Annotated in this window: 19 protein-coding genes; 2 read left to right on the top strand and 17 right to left on the bottom strand. The window is 60.4% G+C overall.

Annotated features, from left to right (window positions below; translation table 11 throughout):
- Positions 1-127: 127 nt before the first annotated feature.
- Both T8A63_RS06110 and T8A63_RS06105 read left to right on the top strand, forming a co-directional pair.
- A complete protein-coding gene (locus T8A63_RS06110) occupies positions 128-1,711 on the top strand; it encodes a DEAD/DEAH box helicase (RefSeq protein WP_322345277.1) in 1,584 nt (527 codons plus the stop codon).
- Positions 1,712-1,810: 99 nt separating this feature from the next.
- Entirely contained in the window at positions 1,811-2,473 is a 663-nt protein-coding gene (locus T8A63_RS06105) for a hypothetical protein (protein ID WP_322345276.1), read from the top strand.
- On the opposite strand, the gene T8A63_RS06100 is transcribed toward T8A63_RS06105, so the two are convergent.
- The 17 genes from T8A63_RS06100 to T8A63_RS06020 form a co-directional block, all read right to left on the bottom strand.
- Positions 2,457-4,124, bottom strand: a complete 1,668-nt coding sequence (locus tag T8A63_RS06100; RefSeq protein ID WP_322345275.1) for a ribonuclease J — start codon at positions 4,122-4,124, stop codon at positions 2,457-2,459. The genes T8A63_RS06105 and T8A63_RS06100 overlap by 17 nt on opposite strands.
- Before the next feature lies 1 nt (position 4,125).
- Entirely contained in the window at positions 4,126-4,902 is a 777-nt protein-coding gene (locus tag T8A63_RS06095; RefSeq protein ID WP_322345274.1) for a type III pantothenate kinase, read from the bottom strand.
- Positions 4,903-4,924: 22 nt separating this feature from the next.
- The gene (locus T8A63_RS06090; RefSeq protein WP_067626622.1) at positions 4,925-5,656 is read right to left on the bottom strand and encodes a biotin--[acetyl-CoA-carboxylase] ligase; all 732 of its coding nucleotides are present in this window, start codon (positions 5,654-5,656) and stop codon (positions 4,925-4,927) included.
- A 32-nt stretch (positions 5,657-5,688) separates the two neighbouring features.
- On the bottom strand, positions 5,689-7,134 hold the full coding sequence (gene nuoN / locus T8A63_RS06085; protein WP_067626624.1) for an NADH-quinone oxidoreductase subunit NuoN: 1,446 nt from the start codon (positions 7,132-7,134) through the stop codon (positions 5,689-5,691).
- 14 nt (positions 7,135-7,148) lie between these two features.
- On the bottom strand, positions 7,149-8,711 hold the full coding sequence (locus T8A63_RS06080) for an NADH-quinone oxidoreductase subunit M (protein ID WP_322345273.1): 1,563 nt from the start codon (positions 8,709-8,711) through the stop codon (positions 7,149-7,151).
- Positions 8,711-10,843, bottom strand: coding sequence for an NADH-quinone oxidoreductase subunit L (gene nuoL / locus T8A63_RS06075; RefSeq protein WP_300051976.1), 2,133 nt, complete (start codon positions 10,841-10,843; stop codon positions 8,711-8,713). The genes T8A63_RS06080 and nuoL overlap by 1 nt, the downstream gene beginning before the upstream one ends.
- A gap of 4 nt (positions 10,844-10,847) precedes the next feature.
- Positions 10,848-11,153, bottom strand: a complete 306-nt coding sequence (gene nuoK, locus T8A63_RS06070; protein WP_007119508.1) for an NADH-quinone oxidoreductase subunit NuoK — start codon at positions 11,151-11,153, stop codon at positions 10,848-10,850.
- 260 nt (positions 11,154-11,413) lie between these two features.
- Positions 11,414-12,016 (bottom strand): NADH-quinone oxidoreductase subunit J, encoded by a 603-nt coding sequence (locus T8A63_RS06065; RefSeq protein ID WP_067630634.1) that lies wholly within the window; start codon positions 12,014-12,016, stop codon positions 11,414-11,416.
- Positions 12,013-12,429: a carboxymuconolactone decarboxylase family protein gene (locus T8A63_RS06060; RefSeq protein ID WP_093926559.1), complete on the bottom strand. Its 417-nt coding sequence runs from the start codon at positions 12,427-12,429 to the stop codon at positions 12,013-12,015. The genes T8A63_RS06065 and T8A63_RS06060 overlap by 4 nt, the downstream gene beginning before the upstream one ends.
- A complete protein-coding gene (nuoI, locus tag T8A63_RS06055) occupies positions 12,426-12,920 on the bottom strand; it encodes an NADH-quinone oxidoreductase subunit NuoI (RefSeq protein ID WP_269345070.1) in 495 nt (164 codons plus the stop codon). Before nuoI ends, T8A63_RS06060 begins: the two co-directional genes overlap by 4 nt.
- Position 12,921: 1 nt before the next feature.
- Entirely contained in the window at positions 12,922-13,962 is a 1,041-nt protein-coding gene (gene nuoH, locus T8A63_RS06050; protein WP_120351321.1) for an NADH-quinone oxidoreductase subunit NuoH, read from the bottom strand.
- Between the two features lie 6 nt (positions 13,963-13,968).
- On the bottom strand, positions 13,969-14,340 hold the full coding sequence (locus tag T8A63_RS06045) for a hypothetical protein (protein ID WP_007119502.1): 372 nt from the start codon (positions 14,338-14,340) through the stop codon (positions 13,969-13,971).
- An 8-nt stretch (positions 14,341-14,348) separates the two neighbouring features.
- Positions 14,349-16,364 (bottom strand): NADH-quinone oxidoreductase subunit NuoG, encoded by a 2,016-nt coding sequence (gene nuoG / locus T8A63_RS06040; RefSeq protein WP_322345272.1) that lies wholly within the window; start codon positions 16,362-16,364, stop codon positions 14,349-14,351.
- Between the two features lie 4 nt (positions 16,365-16,368).
- Positions 16,369-16,779 carry a DUF5333 domain-containing protein gene (locus T8A63_RS06035; protein WP_322345271.1) on the bottom strand — a complete coding sequence of 137 codons (411 nt, stop codon included), beginning with the start codon at positions 16,777-16,779 and terminating at the stop codon, positions 16,369-16,371.
- Positions 16,780-16,899: 120 nt separating this feature from the next.
- Positions 16,900-17,226: a hypothetical protein gene (locus T8A63_RS06030; RefSeq protein WP_067941788.1), complete on the bottom strand. Its 327-nt coding sequence runs from the start codon at positions 17,224-17,226 to the stop codon at positions 16,900-16,902.
- A gap of 139 nt (positions 17,227-17,365) precedes the next feature.
- On the bottom strand, positions 17,366-18,661 hold the full coding sequence (gene nuoF, locus T8A63_RS06025; RefSeq protein WP_067941790.1) for an NADH-quinone oxidoreductase subunit NuoF: 1,296 nt from the start codon (positions 18,659-18,661) through the stop codon (positions 17,366-17,368).
- A gap of 5 nt (positions 18,662-18,666) precedes the next feature.
- Positions 18,667-18,900, bottom strand: coding sequence for a DUF5337 domain-containing protein (locus T8A63_RS06020; RefSeq protein WP_067263425.1), 234 nt, complete (start codon positions 18,898-18,900; stop codon positions 18,667-18,669).
- Positions 18,901-18,918: the final 18 nt, after the last annotated feature.

Genomic DNA, 18,918 nt, shown 5'->3' with positions numbered 1-18,918 from the left:
GACGGCTGGGCTGCAACTTGCTATGCGCTTTCGCAACATGCCGCGGCATATGCCGCCCCTTGGGCCATTCGGGCCGGCTTGTATTGCTGCCGCGGGCCAAGTCAGTGTCCGCTCAACCCGGACGCACATGACAAAATTTACCGATCTAAACCTGAATGCCAAGGTCCTCAAAGCTGTTGTAGAGGCTGGCTACGAATCGCCCACACCCATCCAAGCGGGCGCCATTCCCCCCGCTCTCGAAGGCCGCGACGTGTTGGGCATCGCCCAGACCGGCACCGGCAAGACCGCCAGCTTCACGCTGCCGATGCTGTCGCTGCTCGCCCGTGGCCGCGCTCGTGCGCGGATGCCGCGCAGCCTCGTGCTCTGCCCCACGCGGGAATTGGCCGCACAGGTGGCCGAGAACTTTGACACCTATTCCAAGCACCTCAAGCTTACCAAAGCGCTGCTGATCGGCGGCGTGAGCTTTAAAGAGCAAGACAAGCTGATCGACAAAGGCGTCGACGTGCTGATCGCCACACCGGGCCGCCTGCTGGATCATTTCGAGCGGGGCAAGCTGATCCTCTCGGACGTGAAAGTCATGGTCGTGGACGAAGCCGACCGGATGCTCGACATGGGGTTCATCCCCGATATCGAACGGATCTTCGGCCTCACGCCCTTCACCCGTCAGACGCTGTTCTTCTCGGCCACCATGGCGCCCGAGATTGAGCGGATCACCAACACTTTTCTCAGCAATCCTAAGCGGATCGAAGTGGCACGTCAGGCCACCACGAGCGAGACCATCGAACAGGGCGTTGTCATGTTCAAAGCCTCGCGCAAGGACCGTGAAGCCACCGAGAAGCGCAAGTTGCTGCGTCTGCTGATCGACGCCGAAGGCGAGAAATGCACCAATGCGATCATCTTCTGCAACCGCAAGATGGACGTGGATACCGTTGCCAAGTCTTTGAAGAAATACGGCTATGACGCCGCCCCGATCCACGGCGATCTGGACCAAAGCCAGCGGACCAAAACGCTCGAAGGGTTCCGCGCTGGCGAGCTACGTTTCCTCGTGGCCTCAGACGTTGCCGCGCGTGGGCTTGATGTGCCAAGCGTGAGCCATGTCTTCAACTTCGACGTGCCCAGCCACGCCGAGGATTACGTTCACCGCATTGGCCGCACCGGCCGTGCGGGCCGCGACGGCAAGGCGATCATGATCTGCCAGCCCCGCGACGACAAGAACTTTGAAGACGTCGAGCGTCTGGTGCAAAAGGAAATTCCGCGCATCGAGAACCCGCTTGGCAATGCCAAACCGGCAGAAGAGGCGTCTGACGCCCCGGCCAAAACCGATGACAAGCCCAAACGCACCCGGTCGCGCAGCCGTAAGTCGGACAGGCCACAGGCCGATAAGCCACAGGCTGAGCAACCGCAGGCGGACGAGCGCCAAACGGATAAGCACCAGACGGATAGGCCTCAGACGGACAAACCCGTTGAGACCTCCAATGAGGCCAAGCAACCGCAGGCCGAGGCACCGAAAGAGGCCAAAGCCGATGTGACCCCAGAGCGCGAAGCCGAAGGCACGCAGGGCGGGCGCAAATCGCAGCGCGGCGGCAACAATGACAAACCTTCGCGTGGTCGGGGCCGGAATGACAAACGCGGTGGCAACGACAACCGCGTTGTCGGGCTGGGCGATCACACCCCGGACTTCATCGGCCTAAGCTTCCGCGAGCGCATCTAAGACAGCCCCCGCGGGCATGAATTCGCCGCTGATCCCTGCCGGGATTGGCGGCTTTTCCGTCTGTGCTATGTGAGGGGAAACCTCTCAGATAGGACCATTATGCTGCGCCCTGCTCTCTTCGCCCTCACCCTTGCCCTGACCGCCCTTATCTCTGCCCCCGCCAGCGCCGAGCGCTGCCGGGCCGAGGTCAACGGCGCCGAAGTTGTCGTAGAGGCCGAGAATTTCGCCAATTTCGCCGAGGAAGTCGGCGCCCGCGAACGGCTGATAAATTGGCCCGCGCGGAAATGGAGCAGCCTTTGGGGCGCCCCACCCGCCTGTGACAGCGGGGTGCTGTTCGACTACCTTGCCACCACCGTGCCGCTCGACCAGATCGACGGCTACTGCCTGACCGCCACACCCGAGGATGGGCATTTCCTGATCCCCGGCGCGCGGAATTATCGCGGCTATTGCAAAAAGACCTTTTGCGAACGGGTGAACACCACCAAGGAAGAGACCGTCGAGATCAGCAAGAACATCGCACGATCCGCGGTCGACACCATCAGCCAGCCGGACAACCTACGCGCCGTGGCGCATAAATCCGGGGCCTTCATTTTGACGGGAGGGGCATCCGCACTGAGCGCCAATCTGGCGACTACAGGCACGACGCTGGCCACCGCGCTATCGACCCCCGCCGCCCTTGCGGCCACGGGGGTGAGCGTGGTCGCAGTGGGCGGCGCGGTCTATATGTGCAGCGGTGGGGAGGAGATCAGCTCAGACGGCTGACCACCACGGTGACTTCGGGCTTCTTGCCGATTTCGTCGTAAGACGACTGACGTGCGACCTTTTTCAGACCGTCGTTCAGCTTGTCGTCATCCCGCAGGGTGGCGGCTTTCTGACGGTTCAGCCATTGGCTAAGGTCTTGCTCTAGCACATCCACAAGCGGTGCTTTGGACCGACCTGTTTCCGGCAGACCCATCAGATCAACCCAAGGCTCGCCCAAGGGCTCATCATCCGCATCCAAAATCATGGTCACGGTGGCATGACCGTTCAGCGCCATGCGGATACGGTCGCGGATCACACCATCCAGCGCGCCGACCTGAACCGACCCGTCCAGATACATGCGGCCCGTGTCGACATGTTCGACCACCTTGGGCTTGTTGCCCGACAGGTCGATCATCATTCCGTTCACGGCCAGCACGCCGGTGATGCCCTTGGCATTGGCAATCTTCACATGCTCGCGCAGGTGACGGTGCTCGCCGTGCATCGGGATCAGAACCTGCGGTTTGACGATGGCATGCAGCGTCTCAAGGTCCGGGCGGTTCGCGTGGCCCGACACGTGATAGAGCCCCGAGGAATCATCCACCACATCCACACCCTTTTCAGAGAACTGGTTGATGATCCCGATCACGCCGCGCTCATTGCCCGGGATGGTCTTCGAGGAAAAGAGGAACAGATCGCCCTCTTTCAACTCGATGCCCTGATACTTCCCCCGTGCCAGCTGCGCAGAGGCCGCGCGGCGTTCACCTTGGCTGCCAGTGACCAGCAGCATCAGGTTCTCGCGCGGGATGGCGCGGGCATTTTCGGGAGAGATAACAGGCGGGAAGTCTGTCATCACACCGGTCTGGATCGAGGCTTCGACCATGCGGTTCATTGCACGGCCCAGCAGAACGATCGACCGTCCTGCCCGCGCGCCCGCTTCTGCCAGCGTTTTGACCCGCGCCACGTTGGAGGCAAAGGTCGTGGCGACGACCATGCCCTCGGCACTGCTGACCAGTTTTTCGATCTCCGGCCCAATGGTCGCTTCCGAGCGGCCGGGATGAGCGGAGAAAACATTGGTGCTGTCGCAGATCAGCGCATTGACGCCATCCTTGCAGACCTCGGCCCAAAGTGCGTCGTCAAAGGCTTCGCCGACGCCTGGGGTCCGGTCGATCTTGAAGTCGCCGGAGTGGATCGTGCGCCCCTCTGGCGTGTCGATGACCATGGCCGAGGATTCAGGGATCGAATGCGAGATCGGCAGGAAGCCCACTTTGAAGGGGCCTGCGGTGATCTGCTCTGGCCATGCGCTTACCGTGGTGACCGCGTCTTCGGGGTGGCCGTGTTCAGACATCTTCCGGCGAGCGATATTGGCGGTAAAGGCGCGCGCATAGATCGGCGCCTTCAGCACCTCATAGGAATGCGCGATGGCGCCAATGTGGTCTTCGTGGGCGTGGGTGATAAAGATCGCTTCGATCTGATCGCGACGTTTCTTCAGCCAAGAGATGTCGGGCAGGATCAGGTCCACGCCCGGCGTGCTGTCCATGTCCGGAAAGGCCACACCGATGTCGACGACGATCAGCCGTTCTTTCCCGGGTTTGCCGTAACCGTAGACATAGGCGTTCATGCCAATTTCACCCGCCCCACCGAGGGGCAGATAGATAAATCGTTCGCTGCTCATATTATTCAGCTTTGTCCTTATTATAATCGTGGATCACGGTCAGGCCGTGCATCGTGAGTTCATCTTGATAATCATCGAACAGGTCGACTGCCTGCTGAAACAGCGGTGCCAGACCCCCCGTGGCGATAACGCGCATGGGTCTTGCACGTTCCGCCCTTATGCGCTCACATATCTCACGAACCAGTCCGACATAACCCCAAAAGACACCGGACTGCATACAGGCGACGGTATTGGTGCCAATGACGTTCTGAGGTTTGGAAATATCGACATGCGGCAGGGCCGCGGCGGCGCTATGCAGCGCCTCTAGGCTGAGGTTCACCCCCGGCGCAATCACCCCCCCAATATAGGCGCCATCATCAGCGACCACGTCAAAGGTCGTGGCGGTGCCGAAGTCCACCACGATCAGGTCACCGGCATAGAGGTCATAGCCTGCCACTGTGTTCACCAAACGGTCGGGCCCGACCTGCGTGCCTGCATCCACGCGCACGTCAATGGGCAGCGCACACCCGGGTTTGCCCACCACGAAAGGGCGCGTGTGAAAGTAGCGGTCCGCCAAAACGCGCAGGTTGAACACCACCCGTGGCACGGTTGAGCTGATGATCATATCGGTGATGTCAGCGTCAATATTCTGCAGCCGCATCAGCGTGTTAAGCCAGACGTAATATTGATCCGCCGTGCGTTTCCATTCGGTCGAGGTGCGCCAAGTGGCGATAAACTCTTCCCCGTCCCAGATCGAGAACACGGTATTCGTGTTGCCGCAATCAATTGCCAGAAGCATGGTGCCTCCCCTCCCCCAGATTTTAGAAAAACACATCCGCTGCGGTGATGGGCACCGCGCCGTCGCGGGTGCGCAGGATCAGATTGCCTGCGCCGTCTACATCTTCGAAAACGCCGGTGATCTCATCGCGCATGGTGCGGGCAGTGATGACCTCTCCGAGCCGCGCGGCATGGGCGAGCCATGCGCTGCGGATCGTGACGAAACCATAGGTGGTGAATTGATCTTCCAGACCGGCATATTCTTGCGCAAGGATGTTAAGGAAATCTTCGGCGCTCACATTCGCCCCCGCTTCGCGGAGGGTCACCGCAGGCAGGGCGCGGGCTTCCAGCGTGCTCGCCTCTGGTCCATGGGCAAGGTTCACGCCGATGCCGATGGCCAGATGATCGCCCACACTTTCAAGCAGGATACCCGCAACCTTGCCGCCTCGCAGGAGCACATCGTTCGGCCATTTTAGGGCAAAGGCATCCTCGCGCCCGGTCACCCCGACGAAAGAGCGGTAAAGCGCCAGCGATGTCACGAAGGACCGCAGCGCGGCGACGCCCGGCGGTTCTTTGCGCGGCATCATCAGTGTGGCCGCGAAATTGCCGCGCGGCGTGGTCCAACTGCGGCCCCGGCGGCCCCGCGCGGCGGTCTGCTCCAGTGCGAGGATCCAAGTCGGCGCGGTCAGCTCTTGCTGTAACCGCGCCGCCTCTGAGAGGGTGGAATCGAGCGTGTCATAGACGCGCCGGCCATAGCCTTCCGGCCAGTGGCTCATGCGCTGATCCGGCCGATCGTCCGCCGCACCGCTCAGTTCACCAGCGACGCCGCAGCCGAGGCGGCCATGCCTTCGACACCGAACATGTTTGCGATCCCGACGATCATAATCACCGCCGACGCCATCAGCACCACGGTCAACACGCCACCGTTCTGGTGATCCAGCGTGTCAGAGCGTTCTTCGCCAAAGTACATGTAAAAGACGATCCGCAAGTAGTAGTAGGCACCGATCACACTGGCGATCACGCCCGCCACAGCGAGCCATGCCATATTGGCATCATAGGCTGCGCGCAGCACATAGAACTTGCCAAAGAAGCCCAGCATCGGCGGCACACCCGCAAGGCTGAAGAGCAGCACCAGCATCGCCAGCGCCCGGCCCGGATTGCTTTTGGCATACATGTTGAGCAGCGTGATATCAGTCACCGGCGCGCCGTCTTTCTGCATCAGCAAGATGAACGCAAAGGTGCCGAGGTTCATCGTCACATAGATCGCCATATAGACCAGCATCGCCTGCACGCCGAAGGCCGTGCCCGCAGCCAAACCCATCAGCGCATAGCCCATGTGGGCAATTGATGAAAAGGCCATCAGACGCTTGATGTTGGTCTGACCAATCGCGGCGACAGAGCCGAAGAACATCGACAGCACCGACAGCAGCGCCACGATCTGGCTCCAATCGTTGACGATCTGGCCGAAGGCGTCATGCATGACCCGCGCGAACAGGCCCATGGCGGCGACTTTTGGCGCTGTGGCAAAGAAAGCCGCGATCGGGGTGGGCGCACCTTCGTATACGTCCGGTGTCCACATGTGGAACGGCACGGCGGAAACTTTGAAGGCAAGGCCCGAAATCAGGAAGACCAGACCAAAGAGCAGCCCAAGCGACGTGCCGCCGGTTTGCGCCGTGGTGATGATGCCCGCGAAAAGCGTGGTCCCGGCGTAGCCATAAACGAGCGACGCACCATAGAGCAGCAGGCCCGAGCTAAGTGCGCCGAGCACGAAATACTTGAGGCCCGCCTCTGTGGATTTGACCGAGTCGCGGCGCAGCGAGGCCACGACATAGAGCGCTAGCGATTGCAGCTCCAACCCCATGTAGAGCGCCATCAGGTCGCCTGCACTGACCATCATCATCATGCCGACAACAGCCAAGGCCACCAGCATCGGATATTCAAACCGCAGCAAACCGCGCAGTTTCATATAGCTTTCGGACATGACCAAGACAGCCGCCGCCGAGAGCAGGATCGCCACTTTCGCAAAGCGCGCAAAGCTGTCGTCGATGAACATGCCGTGGAAGGCGATGTTGGTGGTGCCGTCGCCGGACATGGCCACCCAAGCAGCCAGCAGCACCATCACCACCGCGGTCACCCAGACGAGCACCCCGGCGGCCTTGTCTTTCGACGTATAGACCGCGCCAAGAAGGCCAAGCAGGGCAAACCCCGCAAGCACAATCTCGGGCAGAATGATGTTCAGATCAGCGGAAATCATGCGCCAAGTCCTTCTTAATGCGAGGCATCGGCGGTCTGCACAGCGGCCTCAGCCGCCTCCAGCGCCATGTCGTAATTGTCAACGAGAGCAGCCACCGACGGCCCGATCATATCCAGCACCAGCGCCGGATAGACGCCCAAGATCAGGGTCATCGCCACCAGCGGCGCAATGATCCATTTCTCACGCGCGGTCATATCGGTGATCGCCTTGAGGCTTTCTTTGATCAGGTCGCCCATCACCACGCGGCGATAGAGCCAGAGTGCGTAGGCCGCCGAAAAGATCACGCCCGTGGTCGCCACTGCCGCCACCCAAGTGTTCACTTGGAAGGTCGCCATCAGCGTCAGGAATTCCCCCACGAAACCGGATGTGCCCGGCAGGCCCACGTTCGCCATGGTGAAGAACATAAAGACCAGTGCATAGGCCGGCATCCGGTTCACCAGACCGCCATAGGCGTCTATGTCACGGGTGTGCATCCGGTCATAGATCACGCCAACGCTGAGGAAGAGCGCGCCAGAGATGAAGCCGTGGCTGATCATCTGGAAAATCGCGCCATCAATCCCCTGCTGGTTCGCCGCAAAGATCCCCATGGTCACGAAACCCATGTGTGCGACCGAGGAATAGGCGATCAGCTTTTTCATGTCCTGCTGCACCAGCGCCACCAGCGAGGTATAGACGATGGCAATGGCCGACATCCACAGGATCAGCGGCGTCATCACCTCGGACCCGACGGGGAACATCGGCAAGCTGAAGCGCAGGAAGCCGTAGCCGCCCATTTTCAGCAGGATCGCCGCCAGCACCACAGAACCCGCCGTCGGGGCCTGAACGTGCGCGTCGGGCAGCCATGTGTGCACTGGCCACATCGGCATTTTGACCGCGAAGCTGGCAAAGAAGGCGAGGAACATCAGTGTCTGCATGCCGCCGACGATCTGAATCCCCAGCAGCTCAAAGCTCTCGGAGCCGAAGTTGTGGGTCAGCAGGCTGATCTCGCAGCCGCCGATGCAGGTCGTGCCCGCCTCAGTGAACATCGCGACCATCGCCACCAGCATCAGCACCGAACCGAGGAAAGTGTAGAGGAAGAACTTGAAGCTCGCGTAGATACGCTCTTTCCCGCCCCAGATGCCGATGATCAGGAACATCGGGATCAGACCCGCCTCAAAGAAGAGGTAAAAGAGCACCAGATCCAGCGCCATGAACACGCCGAGCATCAGCGTTTCCAAGAGCAGGAAGGCGATCATGTATTCCTTGACGCGGTGCTCGACGTTCCAGCTTGCCGCGATAACCAGCGGCATCATGAAGGTGGTCAGCATCACGAAAAGGATCGAGATGCCGTCGACGCCGAGGCGGTATTTCAGACCCAGCAGCCAGTCGGCTTCATCCACGAACTGGAAATCGGTGTTCGACGGATCGAACTCGAACAGCACGAAGAGCGAGATCAGGAAGGTGACCGTCGTGGTGATGAAGGCCAGCCATTTCGCGTTGCGCCCGGCGGCGGCATCGTCGCCCCGCAAAAATACCGCGAGGATCAGCGCTGCGAAGGCCGGAATGAATGTGATGATTGAAAGCAGATGCGTATCCATCAGTTCGCTCCTCCGCTCATCGTCATCCATGTTACCAGAACGGCGATGCCGATCACCATCGCGAAGGCATAGGTGAAGATATAGCCCGTCTGTGCCTTACCCGCGAGGCGGGTGAAGAAGGGGATGATACCCATGGCGACGCCATTGAGCGTGCCGTCGATCACAGTGCCATCGCCGCGTTTCCACAGGAACCGGCCGATCGTTTTGGCGGGACGCACGAAAATCACGTCGTAAACCTCATCAAAGTACCATTTGTTTTTCAGGAACAGGTAAAGCGGGCGTTGGTTTGCCGCCAAACGTCCCGGGACGGTCGGGCTCCAGATATAGAACCACAGGGCCATGACCAGACCGGCCAGCATCGCGATAAAGGGCGAGACCTTAACCCAAGTCGGGGCGGCGTGCGCGTCATCCAGCACGTGGTTGTCGGGCGCAAAGTAAAGCGCCCCCTCACCCGGTGCACCGCCAAAGGCTTCGTGCTGCGCGCCCGCGTCCTGCTGGCCTTCGACCAAAGCGTCGGCACCGTGATCGCCGTCGACCGGGCCGGTGGCACCGTGGTCATCCTCGGCCCCTTCGACATGGGCGTCGCCGCCTTCGGCCATTTCAGCCATCGGGATGCCGTAGAATTTGCCAACCTGATCTGCATGGCCAAAGAAGCTGCCGTACCAAACCATCCCAGCAAAGACCGAGCCGAGCGCCAGAACGCCAAGGGGGATCAGCATGACCATCGGGCTCTCGTGGGCGTGCTCATGCGTGTGCTTGTTGCCACGCGGTTTGCCGAAAAACGTGAGGAAAATCAGACGCCAGCTGTAGAAGCTCGTCATCGCCGCGGCGATCACCAGCATCCAGAAACCATACATCGACCCACCGCCCCAAGCGCTTTCGATGATCGCGTCTTTCGACAGGAAGCCCGCGAAACCGATATACGTCAGCGGGATGCCAACACCGGTGATCGCCAACGTGCCGATCATCATCGCCCAGAAGGTATAGGGGATTTTCTTACGCAGGCCGCCGTAGTTGGTCATGTCCTGCTCATGGTGCATCGCGTGAATGACCGAGCCCGCGCCCAAGAACAGCATCGCCTTAAAGAAGGCGTGGGTGAACAGGTGGAACATCGCCGCCGAGTACATGCCGACGCCAGCCGCCACGAACATATAGCCAAGCTGTGACATGGTCGAATAGGCGATCACACGTTTGATGTCGGTTTGCACAAGGCCGATGGTCGCCGCGACAAAGGCGGTTGTCGCACCGATGACTGTGACAAAGGCCATCGCTTCGGGCGCAAATTCCATCACCGGCGACATGCGGCAGACGAGGAAAACACCTGCCGTCACCATGGTCGCCGCGTGGATCAGCGCCGACACAGGTGTCGGACCTTCCATTGCGTCGGGCAGCCAAGTGTGCAGGAACAATTGCGCCGACTTACCCATCGCGCCGAGGAAGAGCAGGAAGGCGATCAGGTTCGCCGCATTCCAATCGTTCCACAGGAAAGTCACCGTCTGCTCAGCCAAGTCGGGCGCTGCGGCAAAGATATCATCAAAGCGGATCGAGTCCGTCAGCATATAGAGGCCGAAGATGCCCAGCAGGAAAGCAAAGTCCCCCACCCGGTTGACGACAAAGGCTTTCATCGCGGCGGCATTGGCCGACGGCTTGCGGAAGTAGAAACCGATCAGCAGGTAGGAGGCGACGCCGACGCCCTCCCAACCAAAGAACATCTGCACGAGGTTGTCGGCTGTGACCAGCATCAACATCGCGAAGGTAAAGAACGACAGATAGGCGAAGAACCGGGGGCGATAGCTCTCGTTATCGCGGAAGTTCTCATCGTGGGCCATGTAGCCGAAGGAGTAGAGGTGAACGAGGCTTGAGACCGTGGTGATGACGATCAGCATCAGCGCGGTCAAACGGTCCATGCGGATCGCCCAATCGGTGCTCAGCGTGCCGCTTTCGATAAAGCGCAGGATCTGAATTTGCTCGGTCGGGCCGTCTAGCGTCAGGAACACCACCCAAGAGAGGAAGGCGGCAAGGAACAGCAGCCCCGTGGCGGTCCACTGAGCGGCCTTCTCACCGATGATCTTCCAGCCGAAACCGCAGAGGATGGCACCCACAAGCGGGGCGAATAGGATCGTGGTTTCCATTGCCTCAGCCCTTCATCACGTTGACATCTTCCACCGCGATCGAGCCACGGTTGCGGAAGAAACAGACCAGAATGGCGAGGCCGATGGCAGCCTCCGCCGCAGCGACGGTGAGCACGAAGAGTGTGAACACCTGCCCCGTCAAATCACCAAGGAAACTGGAGAAGGCAACGAGGTTGATGTTCACCGCGAGCAGCATCAATTCGATGCTCATCAGCAGAATGATCACGTTCTTGCGGTTCAGGAATAGCCCGAAGATGCCGATGACAAACAGCGTCGCCGCCACTGTCAGGTAATGCTCAAGTCCGATCATGTCGTCCCTTACGTTCCCGCCCCTTGATGGGCTTTGGTCGCGCCCCATTTGATGGGGCTTTTAGTATCACTTTGCCCCGGCTGCCACCGGGATTGATCGGGTTTTAGCCGATAAAGCTGTAGCCGCCGAAAAACACGACGATCAACACCACGACCAGTACCACGATTGTTGTTCTCGACATTTCGACGTCCCTTTTCTCTCTTGGTTGAGCCGTTTTCTTTCAAAGAAAACGGCCACGGAATTTTTTAAAATTCCGGTGTTTACAGGCCCTGCCCAGACTTCACGTCGCGCAGTTCCATCGCCTTGGCCGGGTCACGCATCATCTGGGCAACCACGTCTTGGCGCTTCACATCCTTACGGTGACGCAGTGTCAGCACGATCGCCCCGATCATCGCCACCAGCAGGATCAGACCCGCCAGTTGGAAGAGTAGGAAGTAGCGATCATACAGCAGCAGCCCAAGCGCTTCGGTATTGAACCGCGCCGGATCGATTGCATTGGCCCGCAGGCTCTCGGCCGCCGCACTCTGCTCCCATGCGCCAAAGGCCATGACGAATTGCATCAAGATCACCAGAGCGATCAACAGCGCCAGCGGCATATACCGCGCCATCTCGGCCTTAAGCTCGGCAAAATCTACGTCGAGCATCATGACCACGAAGAGGAACAGCACCGCCACCGCGCCGACATAGACGATGACCAGCAGCATCGCCACGAACTCCGCGCCGAGCAGCACGAAAAGCCCCGCCGCCGAGAGGAAGGACAGGATCAGCCAAAGCACCGAATGCACCGGGTTGCGGCTGATCACCGTGAACAGCCCGCCGGTAATGACGCTGATCGCGAAGAGGTAAAATGAAAAGACCGTCATGCGCCGTCTTCCTTCTTGGTATCTTTTTCTTCGTCTAAGACCGATTGCGCCAGTTCCAACGCCCGGGTCATCGCCGGCAGCCCGGCAAAGACAGACATCTGGCTGATCGTCTCGACGATATGTTGTTTGGTGGCCCCGGCCTCGCGCGCGTGGCGCACGGTTTGGCGGAGGGCCATATCATTCTGCGCGCCCTGCATGGTCAGCCCCGCAAGCGTCAGAAGCAGCCGCGTCCGCGCGTCCAGCCCGCCCTTATTCACCGTGTCGCCGAACCAGAAATCCATCATTTCCTTCGGCATGGTGCCCATCATCGCCTCGAACCCTTTGGGCGAAAAAGCATCCATCGCTGGAAAGGCTTTCGCCATTTCCTGCGCCTGCTTCATCATCGCATCAAAAGGGTTCTTGGGATCACTCATCGGTATGGTGCGTCCATTTCGAGGTTGCGGGCAATTTCGGCTTCCCAGCGTTCGCCGTTGTCCAGCAGTTTCGCCTTGTCGTAGTAAAGCTCTTCGCGGGTCTCGGTCGAGAATTCGAAGTTCGGCCCTTCGACAATCGCGTCCACTGGGCAGGCTTCTTGGCAGAAACCGCAGTAGATGCATTTGGTCATGTCGATGTCATAGCGCGTGGTGCGGCGGCTGCCGTCCTCGCGTGCTTCGGCGTCGATGGTGATCGCCTGCGCGGGGCAGATCGCCTCGCAGAGTTTGCACGCGATGCAACGCTCTTCGCCATTGGGATAACGGCGCAGCGCGTGTTCGCCGCGGAAACGGGGCGACAGAGGCCCCTTTTCATGCGGGTAGTTCAGCGTGGTTTTCGGCGCAAAGAAATAGCGCATCCCCAACATGAACGCCTTGGCGTAGTCTGCCAGCAGGAAGTATTTCGCGGCGCGGGTGTAATCCATCTGTGCCATATCAGCCCCCTACGGTCCAACGGGCGTAGATGCCCCAGAACCAATCGAATTTTGCAGCGAATGCCACGAAGACCACCCAGAACAGCGAGAACGGCAGGAAGACTTTCCAACCCAGCCGCATCAGCTGGTCATAGCGGTAGCGCGGCGTGATTGCCTTGACCATGGAGAACATGAAGAAGACCATCAGCATCTTGATGAACATCCAGAAGAAGCCATCGGGCAGGAACGGCACCGGCGACAGCCAGCCGCCGAAGAACATCAGCGACACCAGCGCGCACATCAGCACCACGGCCACCAATTCGCCGATCATGAAGAGCAGGAAGGGCGTGGAGGAATATTCCACCTGATAGCCCGCCACCAGTTCCGATTCCGCTTCCGGCAGGTCGAACGGTGGGCGGTTGGTTTCCGCCAGCGCCGAGATGAAGAACAAGATCAACATCGGGAAGTGCGGCAGGAAGTACCAGTTGAACAGACCCCAGTCGCCATCCTGCGCCGCCACGATGGACGTGAAGTTCATCGAACCGGTCGAGAGGATCACGCCGATGATGATCAGGCCGATCGACACTTCGTAGGAAATCATCTGCGCGGCAGAGCGCAGCGAACCAAGGAAGGGGTATTTCGAGTTCGACGCCCAACCGCCCATGATCACGCCGTAAACCTCAAGCGAGGAGACGGCGAAGACATAGAGGATGGCCACGTTGATGTCCGACAGGATCCAGCCTTCGTTAAAGGGGATCACCGCCCAAGCGATCATCGCCATGACAAAGGAAATCATCGGCGCAAGGAAGAAGACCCCCTTGTCAGCGCCCGCCGGGACCACCACTTCTTTAACGATATATTTAAGAAAGTCGGCAAAACTCTGCAGCAGGCCGAAGACGCCCACGACGTTGGGGCCGCGGCGCATCATCACGGCGGCCCAGATCTTGCGGTCGGCATACATGAGGAAGGCCAGCGCCAGCAAAAGCGGTACAACCAGCAGCAAAACCTGCCCAACCGTCAGCAGGGCAATGCCCAGCCCGGTGTTGTAAAAGAAATCAGCCATAAGTCCTCACACCGTCGGAATGCCGCGTTCCGCGCATTGAAACGCGGTCACTTCGGCATCAATTGTCTTCAAGCCTTTCGGCAGGCTCGGCGAGATTGTGTAAACAGCATCTGCCCGCCATATGCCACCCTCTTCGGTGACATTTGTCCGCACATGTCGCGCAAAACCGTAGCCCCGGATCAGCGTATACTGCGCTGCAGCACATTCGGCGTAATCCGACACGTCTTGGTTCGATAACGCCTTGGTCATCGCCACGTTGAACTGCACCAAATCACCGTCCAAAAGCTGGGTTTCCACCCCCTTGTAGTCGGGGATGAAATCCTCGGCCACCGGCACCTGCGGTTCGCAGGCGGCCAGCAGCATCAAGGGGGCCAGCATCATGGCTCTCACTCCGCCGCCATCGGCTCGGCCCGGCGCGCGGCAGCCAGTGCCGAAAGCTCCGCCATCAACTGGCTGGCCCGTGCGATCGGATTGGAGAGATAGAAGTCGCGCACCGTCGGCGCGAAAGAGGCATCGCCCAGCTTACCGGCAGGCAGCGCGGCCCATTCGTTTTCCGGCACCTCATCGACATTCGCCAGATGCGGCACGGCCTCGGTCAGCTTGCGGCGCAGCTGCGCGATGGAATCATAGCCCAATTGCGCGCCCAACTCAGCCGAGAGCGCCCGGAGAATCGCCCAGTTTTCTTTGGCCTGACCCGGCGCAAACCCGGCACGCTGCGCCAATTGCGGACGGCCTTCGGTGTTGACGAACAGACCCGGCTCTTCGGTATAGGCGGCACCCGGCAGGATGATGTCGGCACGGTGCGCGCCGCGATCGCCATGGCTGCCTTGATAGATCACGAAGGGCCCAGCACCGATTTCAACCTCATCCGCGCCGAGGTTATAGATCACCTCTGCCGCGTTCACGTCATCCATGCCGTTTTCAGCCGTAGCACCGATATCCATCGCCCCCACACGCGCGGCGGCGGTGTGCAGGATCATCAGCTTGCTCTTGGTCTTTTCGGCCAGCTCCATCGCCTTCGCCAGCACGGCTTCGCCATCGGCTTCGCGCAGCGCGCCTTGGCCGACAACGATCACCGAGGGCTGTTCCAGCACTTCGTCGAAATCACTGCCCATCAGCTTGTCGAGGGTCGCGCGGTCGTTGCCCAGATGGTGATGCGGGTAGGTCAGATCAGCGGCTTCGCCGATTAGGCCAATCTCTGCCCCATTGCTCCACGCCTTGCGGACACGCGCGTTCAGCACTGGCGCTTCAACCGCTGGGTTACAGCCGATCAGTTGGATCATCTTGGCGCCGTCCAGATCTTCGATCCGCGCGTTGCCGACATAGCCGAAGCGATTGCCTGCAGGCAGCTTTGCCCCATCGGTGCGGCACTCGACGACTCCGCCCTGCCCTTCGATCAACTGCTTTAGCGCAAACGCCGCTTCGACCGACGCCAGATCACCAACGAGACCGGCAAGCTTCTTGCCCTTCATCGCGGCAGCGGCGGCATTCAGCGCCTCGGGCCAGCTTGCTTTGCGCAGCTTGCCATTCTCGCGGATGTAGGGTGTATCCAGACGCTGACGGCGCAGGCCGTCCCAAACAAAGCGCGTCTTGTCGGAAATCCACTCTTCGTTCACACCGTCATGGTTGCGCGGCAAAAAGCGCATGACTTCGCGGCCCTTGGTATCCACGCGGATGTTGGAGCCAAGCGCATCCATCACATCGATGCTCTCGGTCTTGCTGAGTTCCCACGGGCGGGCAGTAAAGGCGTAGGGCTTGCTGACCAGCGCGCCGACGGGGCAAAGATCAATGATATTGCCAGACAGGTTGCTGTCGATCAACGAGCCGAGATAGGTCGTGATCTCTGCATCCTCGCCCCGGCCCGTCTGGCCCATGACGTGCTGGCCTGCGACTTCGGTGGTGAAGCGCACGCAGCGGGTGCAGGAGATGCAGCGGGTCATATGGGTCTCGACCAGCGGGCCCAGATCAAGGTCTTCGGTCGCCCGCTTCGGCTCGCGGTAGCGCGAGAAATCGACGCCGTAGGCCATCGCCTGATCCTGAAGATCACACTCACCGCCCTGATCGCAAATCGGGCAATCCAGCGGGTGGTTGATGAGAAGGAACTCCATCACCCCTTCGCGGGCCTTTTTGACCATGGGCGAGTTGGTTTTCACGACCGGCGGCTGGCCCTCAGGACCGGGGCGCAGGTCGCGCACCTGCATGGCGCAGGAGGCGGCGGGCTTGGGCGGCCCGCCGACGACTTCAACAAGACACATCCGACAGTTGCCAGCGATCGACAGACGTTCGTGGTAACAGAAGCGCGGCACCTCGATGCCAACCTGCTCGCAGGCCTGAATGAGCGTCATCGCCCCTTCGACTTCGACTTCCTTACCGTCGATGATGATCTTGCGGATATCGCTCATAAGCTCACTTTGCCTTCAGTAACGAACCGATCCGGCTCGATTTTTGAATCTCTTCGCGTCCAAGCGCACAATAGCTTTGCGGGTCCGAAGTATCGACCCCCTTCGCCTTGAAAAACGCGGCGCCCCGCGCTCTCATGCGCGCTTTTTCAGCGTCACTATCAATATAGGCGTCGATCTCGGCGTCGGAGTAGCCCAGATCGCCTGCCTTGCCCTTCAAGTCCCATGCCATCTTGACCGCGCGCAGCATCCGCGCGCTGATGTCGGGGCAGTTTTTCCGGATGATGTCGGCAACGCCCATATCCAAGAGCGCGTCGTCGATGGCAGCCACTTCGCGCAGCGGCGGTTTGGCGGCTGCCGGTGTCACGGTGGCAGCGGTCAGGCTCAGGCCCATCACGGCGAACATCAGGGTGCGCATATCAATTCTCCTTCATGCAGCGGGCCGGAACGGCCCGTCTGACAGATGGAGATTGGGGGCTATGATATTCAATATCACCGCCCCTTTGGGCCGCAGCCCCGCGATATGTCGCCGATGCGATCACTGGGGGCAGCGCCCCTGAAAGGTCAGCGCCCCGCCATCGAACCGCAGCGCGCTTGCCGGGGCATCGGGGCCAAAGGTCCAGTCGATCTTAGAGTTGCCGTAGTTGCCGACGCAGTATTTCACCGCCTCATAGCGCGCCGCTGCGCGTGCACCGTCGATGGATTTGCCAGCATCCTTGACCGTCACCTGAAATACGTCGCGCTGGCCATCCACCTTGCGCAGCTTGGTGCTGAAATACTGCCCGTCAAAGGCAACACGCTCACCATCATTGGCACAGCCTGCCAGCAGAGCGCTGACCGTCAAAACCGTCAAAGCATATTTCATAGACCTACTCCGCTGCGCCATGGGCCCGGCTTTGCCGACCGCCCCCGCGCCTATTGTGGACGGACGCGCCTGACACGCGCCCGCTATCGCCGCTCCTGCGCCAAGCGTCAAGCCATCGGGCCTGCCGCCGCGCAGGGTTTCACTCTGCCGCGACCGCGCTGACACGGCCCGTGCGCTTGTATTTGATCCTGTCTTCGATCTCATCCCGGAAGTGGCGGATCAGACCCTGGATCGGCCAAGCCGCCGCATCGCCAAGCGCGCAGATCGTGTGGCCTTCGACCTGTTTGGTCACGTCGAGCAGCATGTCGATCTCTTCGGGCTCTGCATCGCCGGAAACCAGACGGTCCATCACGCGCATCATCCAGCCGGTGCCTTCGCGGCAGGGCGTGCACTGGCCGCAGCTTTCGTGTTTGTAGAACTTCGACAGACGCCAGATCGCTTTGATCACGTCGGTCGAGTTGTCCATCACGATCACCGCTGCCGTGCCGAGGCCGGAGCGCTGTTCGCGCAGATAATCAAAATCCATGATCGCGTCGCGCATGTCTTTGCCGGGGATCAGCGGCACCGAAGAGCCGCCGGGGATAACGGCCTTTAGGTTGTCCCAACCGCCGCGAATGCCGCCGCAATGTTTTTCGATCAGCTCTTCAAAACCGATGCTCATCGCCTCTTCGACAACGCAGGGGTTGTTGACGTGGCCCGAGATCGCAAACAGCTTGGTGCCCGCGTTGTTGGCGCGGCCAAAGCCCGCGAACCATTCCGGCCCACGGCGCAGGATGGTCGGCACCACGGCGATGGATTCGACGTTGTTCACTGTGGTCGGGCAGCCATAAAGACCCGCCCCCGCCGGGAACGGCGGCTTCATGCGGGGCATGCCCTTTTTGCCTTCAAGACTTTCCAGAAGTGCTGTCTCTTCGCCGCAAATGTAAGCCCCTGCCCCGTGGTGCAGATAGATATCGAAGTCCCAGCCGGATTTGGAGGCGTTCTTGCCCACCAGACCAGCCTCATAGGCTTCATCAATCGCAGTCTGCAACGCTTCGCGTTCGCGGATATATTCGCCGCGCAGGTAGATATAGCAGGCGTGGGCATTCATCGCGAAAGAGGCGATCAGGCAGCCTTCGATCAGCGTATGCGGGTCGTGCCGCATGATCTCGCGGTCTTTGCAGGTGCCGGGCTCGGATTCGTCGGCATTAACCACCAGATAGGACGGGCGGCCATCGCTTTCCTTGGGCATGAAGGACCATTTCAGCCCCGTTGGGAAGCCCGCCCCGCCCCGGCCCCGCAGGCCAGAGGCTTTCATCTGGTCCACGATCCAATCGCGGCCTTTCTGGATGATTCCGGCAGTGCCATCCCAATGGCCGCGCGACTGCGCGCCTTTTAGGGTGCGGTCATGCATGCCGTAGATATTGGTAAAAATGCGGTCTTTGTCCTGAAGCATGATGCCTACCTTTGGTTCTCACGGCTGGCCCGGCGGGCCTGCCACATTTGATATATCACGACCATCGCCCAGAAAAGCGCGGCCAGTGCAGCAAAGTCGAAGAGCAGCGCATAGCGCCCCGGCAGGCCAAGCGCCGGGCCAGCCCATTGCATGGCCAGCCACAAACACATGGTCACGGCAATGACCAGCCCTGCGGTGCGGCCCTTGCGGGCAAGCGCTCTGTCTTCGGCTTCGCTCATGTCTCTCTCTTACCCCGA

The organism is Sulfitobacter sp. OXR-159, assembly GCF_034377145.1.
Taxonomy (GTDB): domain Bacteria; phylum Pseudomonadota; class Alphaproteobacteria; order Rhodobacterales; family Rhodobacteraceae; genus Sulfitobacter.
Note: the sequence above shows the minus strand (reverse complement) of the source record. Positions and strands in the feature narration are given on the sequence as shown.

Excerpts from the sequence above, each read along its gene's own strand:
- T8A63_RS06110 (WP_322345277.1), top strand. The coding sequence starts at position 128 with ATGACAAAATTTACCGATCTAAACCTGAATGCCAAGGTCCTCAAAGCT.
- T8A63_RS06105 (WP_322345276.1), top strand. The coding sequence starts at position 1,811 with ATGCTGCGCCCTGCTCTCTTCGCCCTCACCCTTGCCCTGACCGCCCTT.
- T8A63_RS06100 (WP_322345275.1), bottom strand. The coding sequence starts at position 4,124 with ATGAGCAGCGAACGATTTATCTATCTGCCCCTCGGTGGGGCGGGTGAA.
- T8A63_RS06095 (WP_322345274.1), bottom strand. The coding sequence starts at position 4,902 with ATGCTTCTGGCAATTGATTGCGGCAACACGAATACCGTGTTCTCGATC.
- T8A63_RS06090 (WP_067626622.1), bottom strand. The coding sequence starts at position 5,656 with ATGAGCCACTGGCCGGAAGGCTATGGCCGGCGCGTCTATGACACGCTC.
- nuoN (WP_067626624.1), bottom strand. The coding sequence starts at position 7,134 with ATGATTTCCGCTGATCTGAACATCATTCTGCCCGAGATTGTGCTTGCG.
- T8A63_RS06080 (WP_322345273.1), bottom strand. The coding sequence starts at position 8,711 with ATGGATACGCATCTGCTTTCAATCATCACATTCATTCCGGCCTTCGCA.
- nuoL (WP_300051976.1), bottom strand. The coding sequence starts at position 10,843 with ATGGAAACCACGATCCTATTCGCCCCGCTTGTGGGTGCCATCCTCTGC.
- nuoK (WP_007119508.1), bottom strand. The coding sequence starts at position 11,153 with ATGATCGGACTTGAGCATTACCTGACAGTGGCGGCGACGCTGTTTGTC.
- T8A63_RS06065 (WP_067630634.1), bottom strand. The coding sequence starts at position 12,016 with ATGACGGTCTTTTCATTTTACCTCTTCGCGATCAGCGTCATTACCGGC.
- T8A63_RS06060 (WP_093926559.1), bottom strand. The coding sequence starts at position 12,429 with ATGAGTGATCCCAAGAACCCTTTTGATGCGATGATGAAGCAGGCGCAG.
- nuoI (WP_269345070.1), bottom strand. The coding sequence starts at position 12,920 with ATGGCACAGATGGATTACACCCGCGCCGCGAAATACTTCCTGCTGGCA.
- nuoH (WP_120351321.1), bottom strand. The coding sequence starts at position 13,962 with ATGGCTGATTTCTTTTACAACACCGGGCTGGGCATTGCCCTGCTGACG.
- T8A63_RS06045 (WP_007119502.1), bottom strand. The coding sequence starts at position 14,340 with ATGCTGGCCCCCTTGATGCTGCTGGCCGCCTGCGAACCGCAGGTGCCG.
- nuoG (WP_322345272.1), bottom strand. The coding sequence starts at position 16,364 with ATGAGCGATATCCGCAAGATCATCATCGACGGTAAGGAAGTCGAAGTC.
- T8A63_RS06035 (WP_322345271.1), bottom strand. The coding sequence starts at position 16,779 with ATGCGCACCCTGATGTTCGCCGTGATGGGCCTGAGCCTGACCGCTGCC.
- T8A63_RS06030 (WP_067941788.1), bottom strand. The coding sequence starts at position 17,226 with ATGAAATATGCTTTGACGGTTTTGACGGTCAGCGCTCTGCTGGCAGGC.
- nuoF (WP_067941790.1), bottom strand. The coding sequence starts at position 18,661 with ATGCTTCAGGACAAAGACCGCATTTTTACCAATATCTACGGCATGCAT.
- T8A63_RS06020 (WP_067263425.1), bottom strand. The coding sequence starts at position 18,900 with ATGAGCGAAGCCGAAGACAGAGCGCTTGCCCGCAAGGGCCGCACCGCA.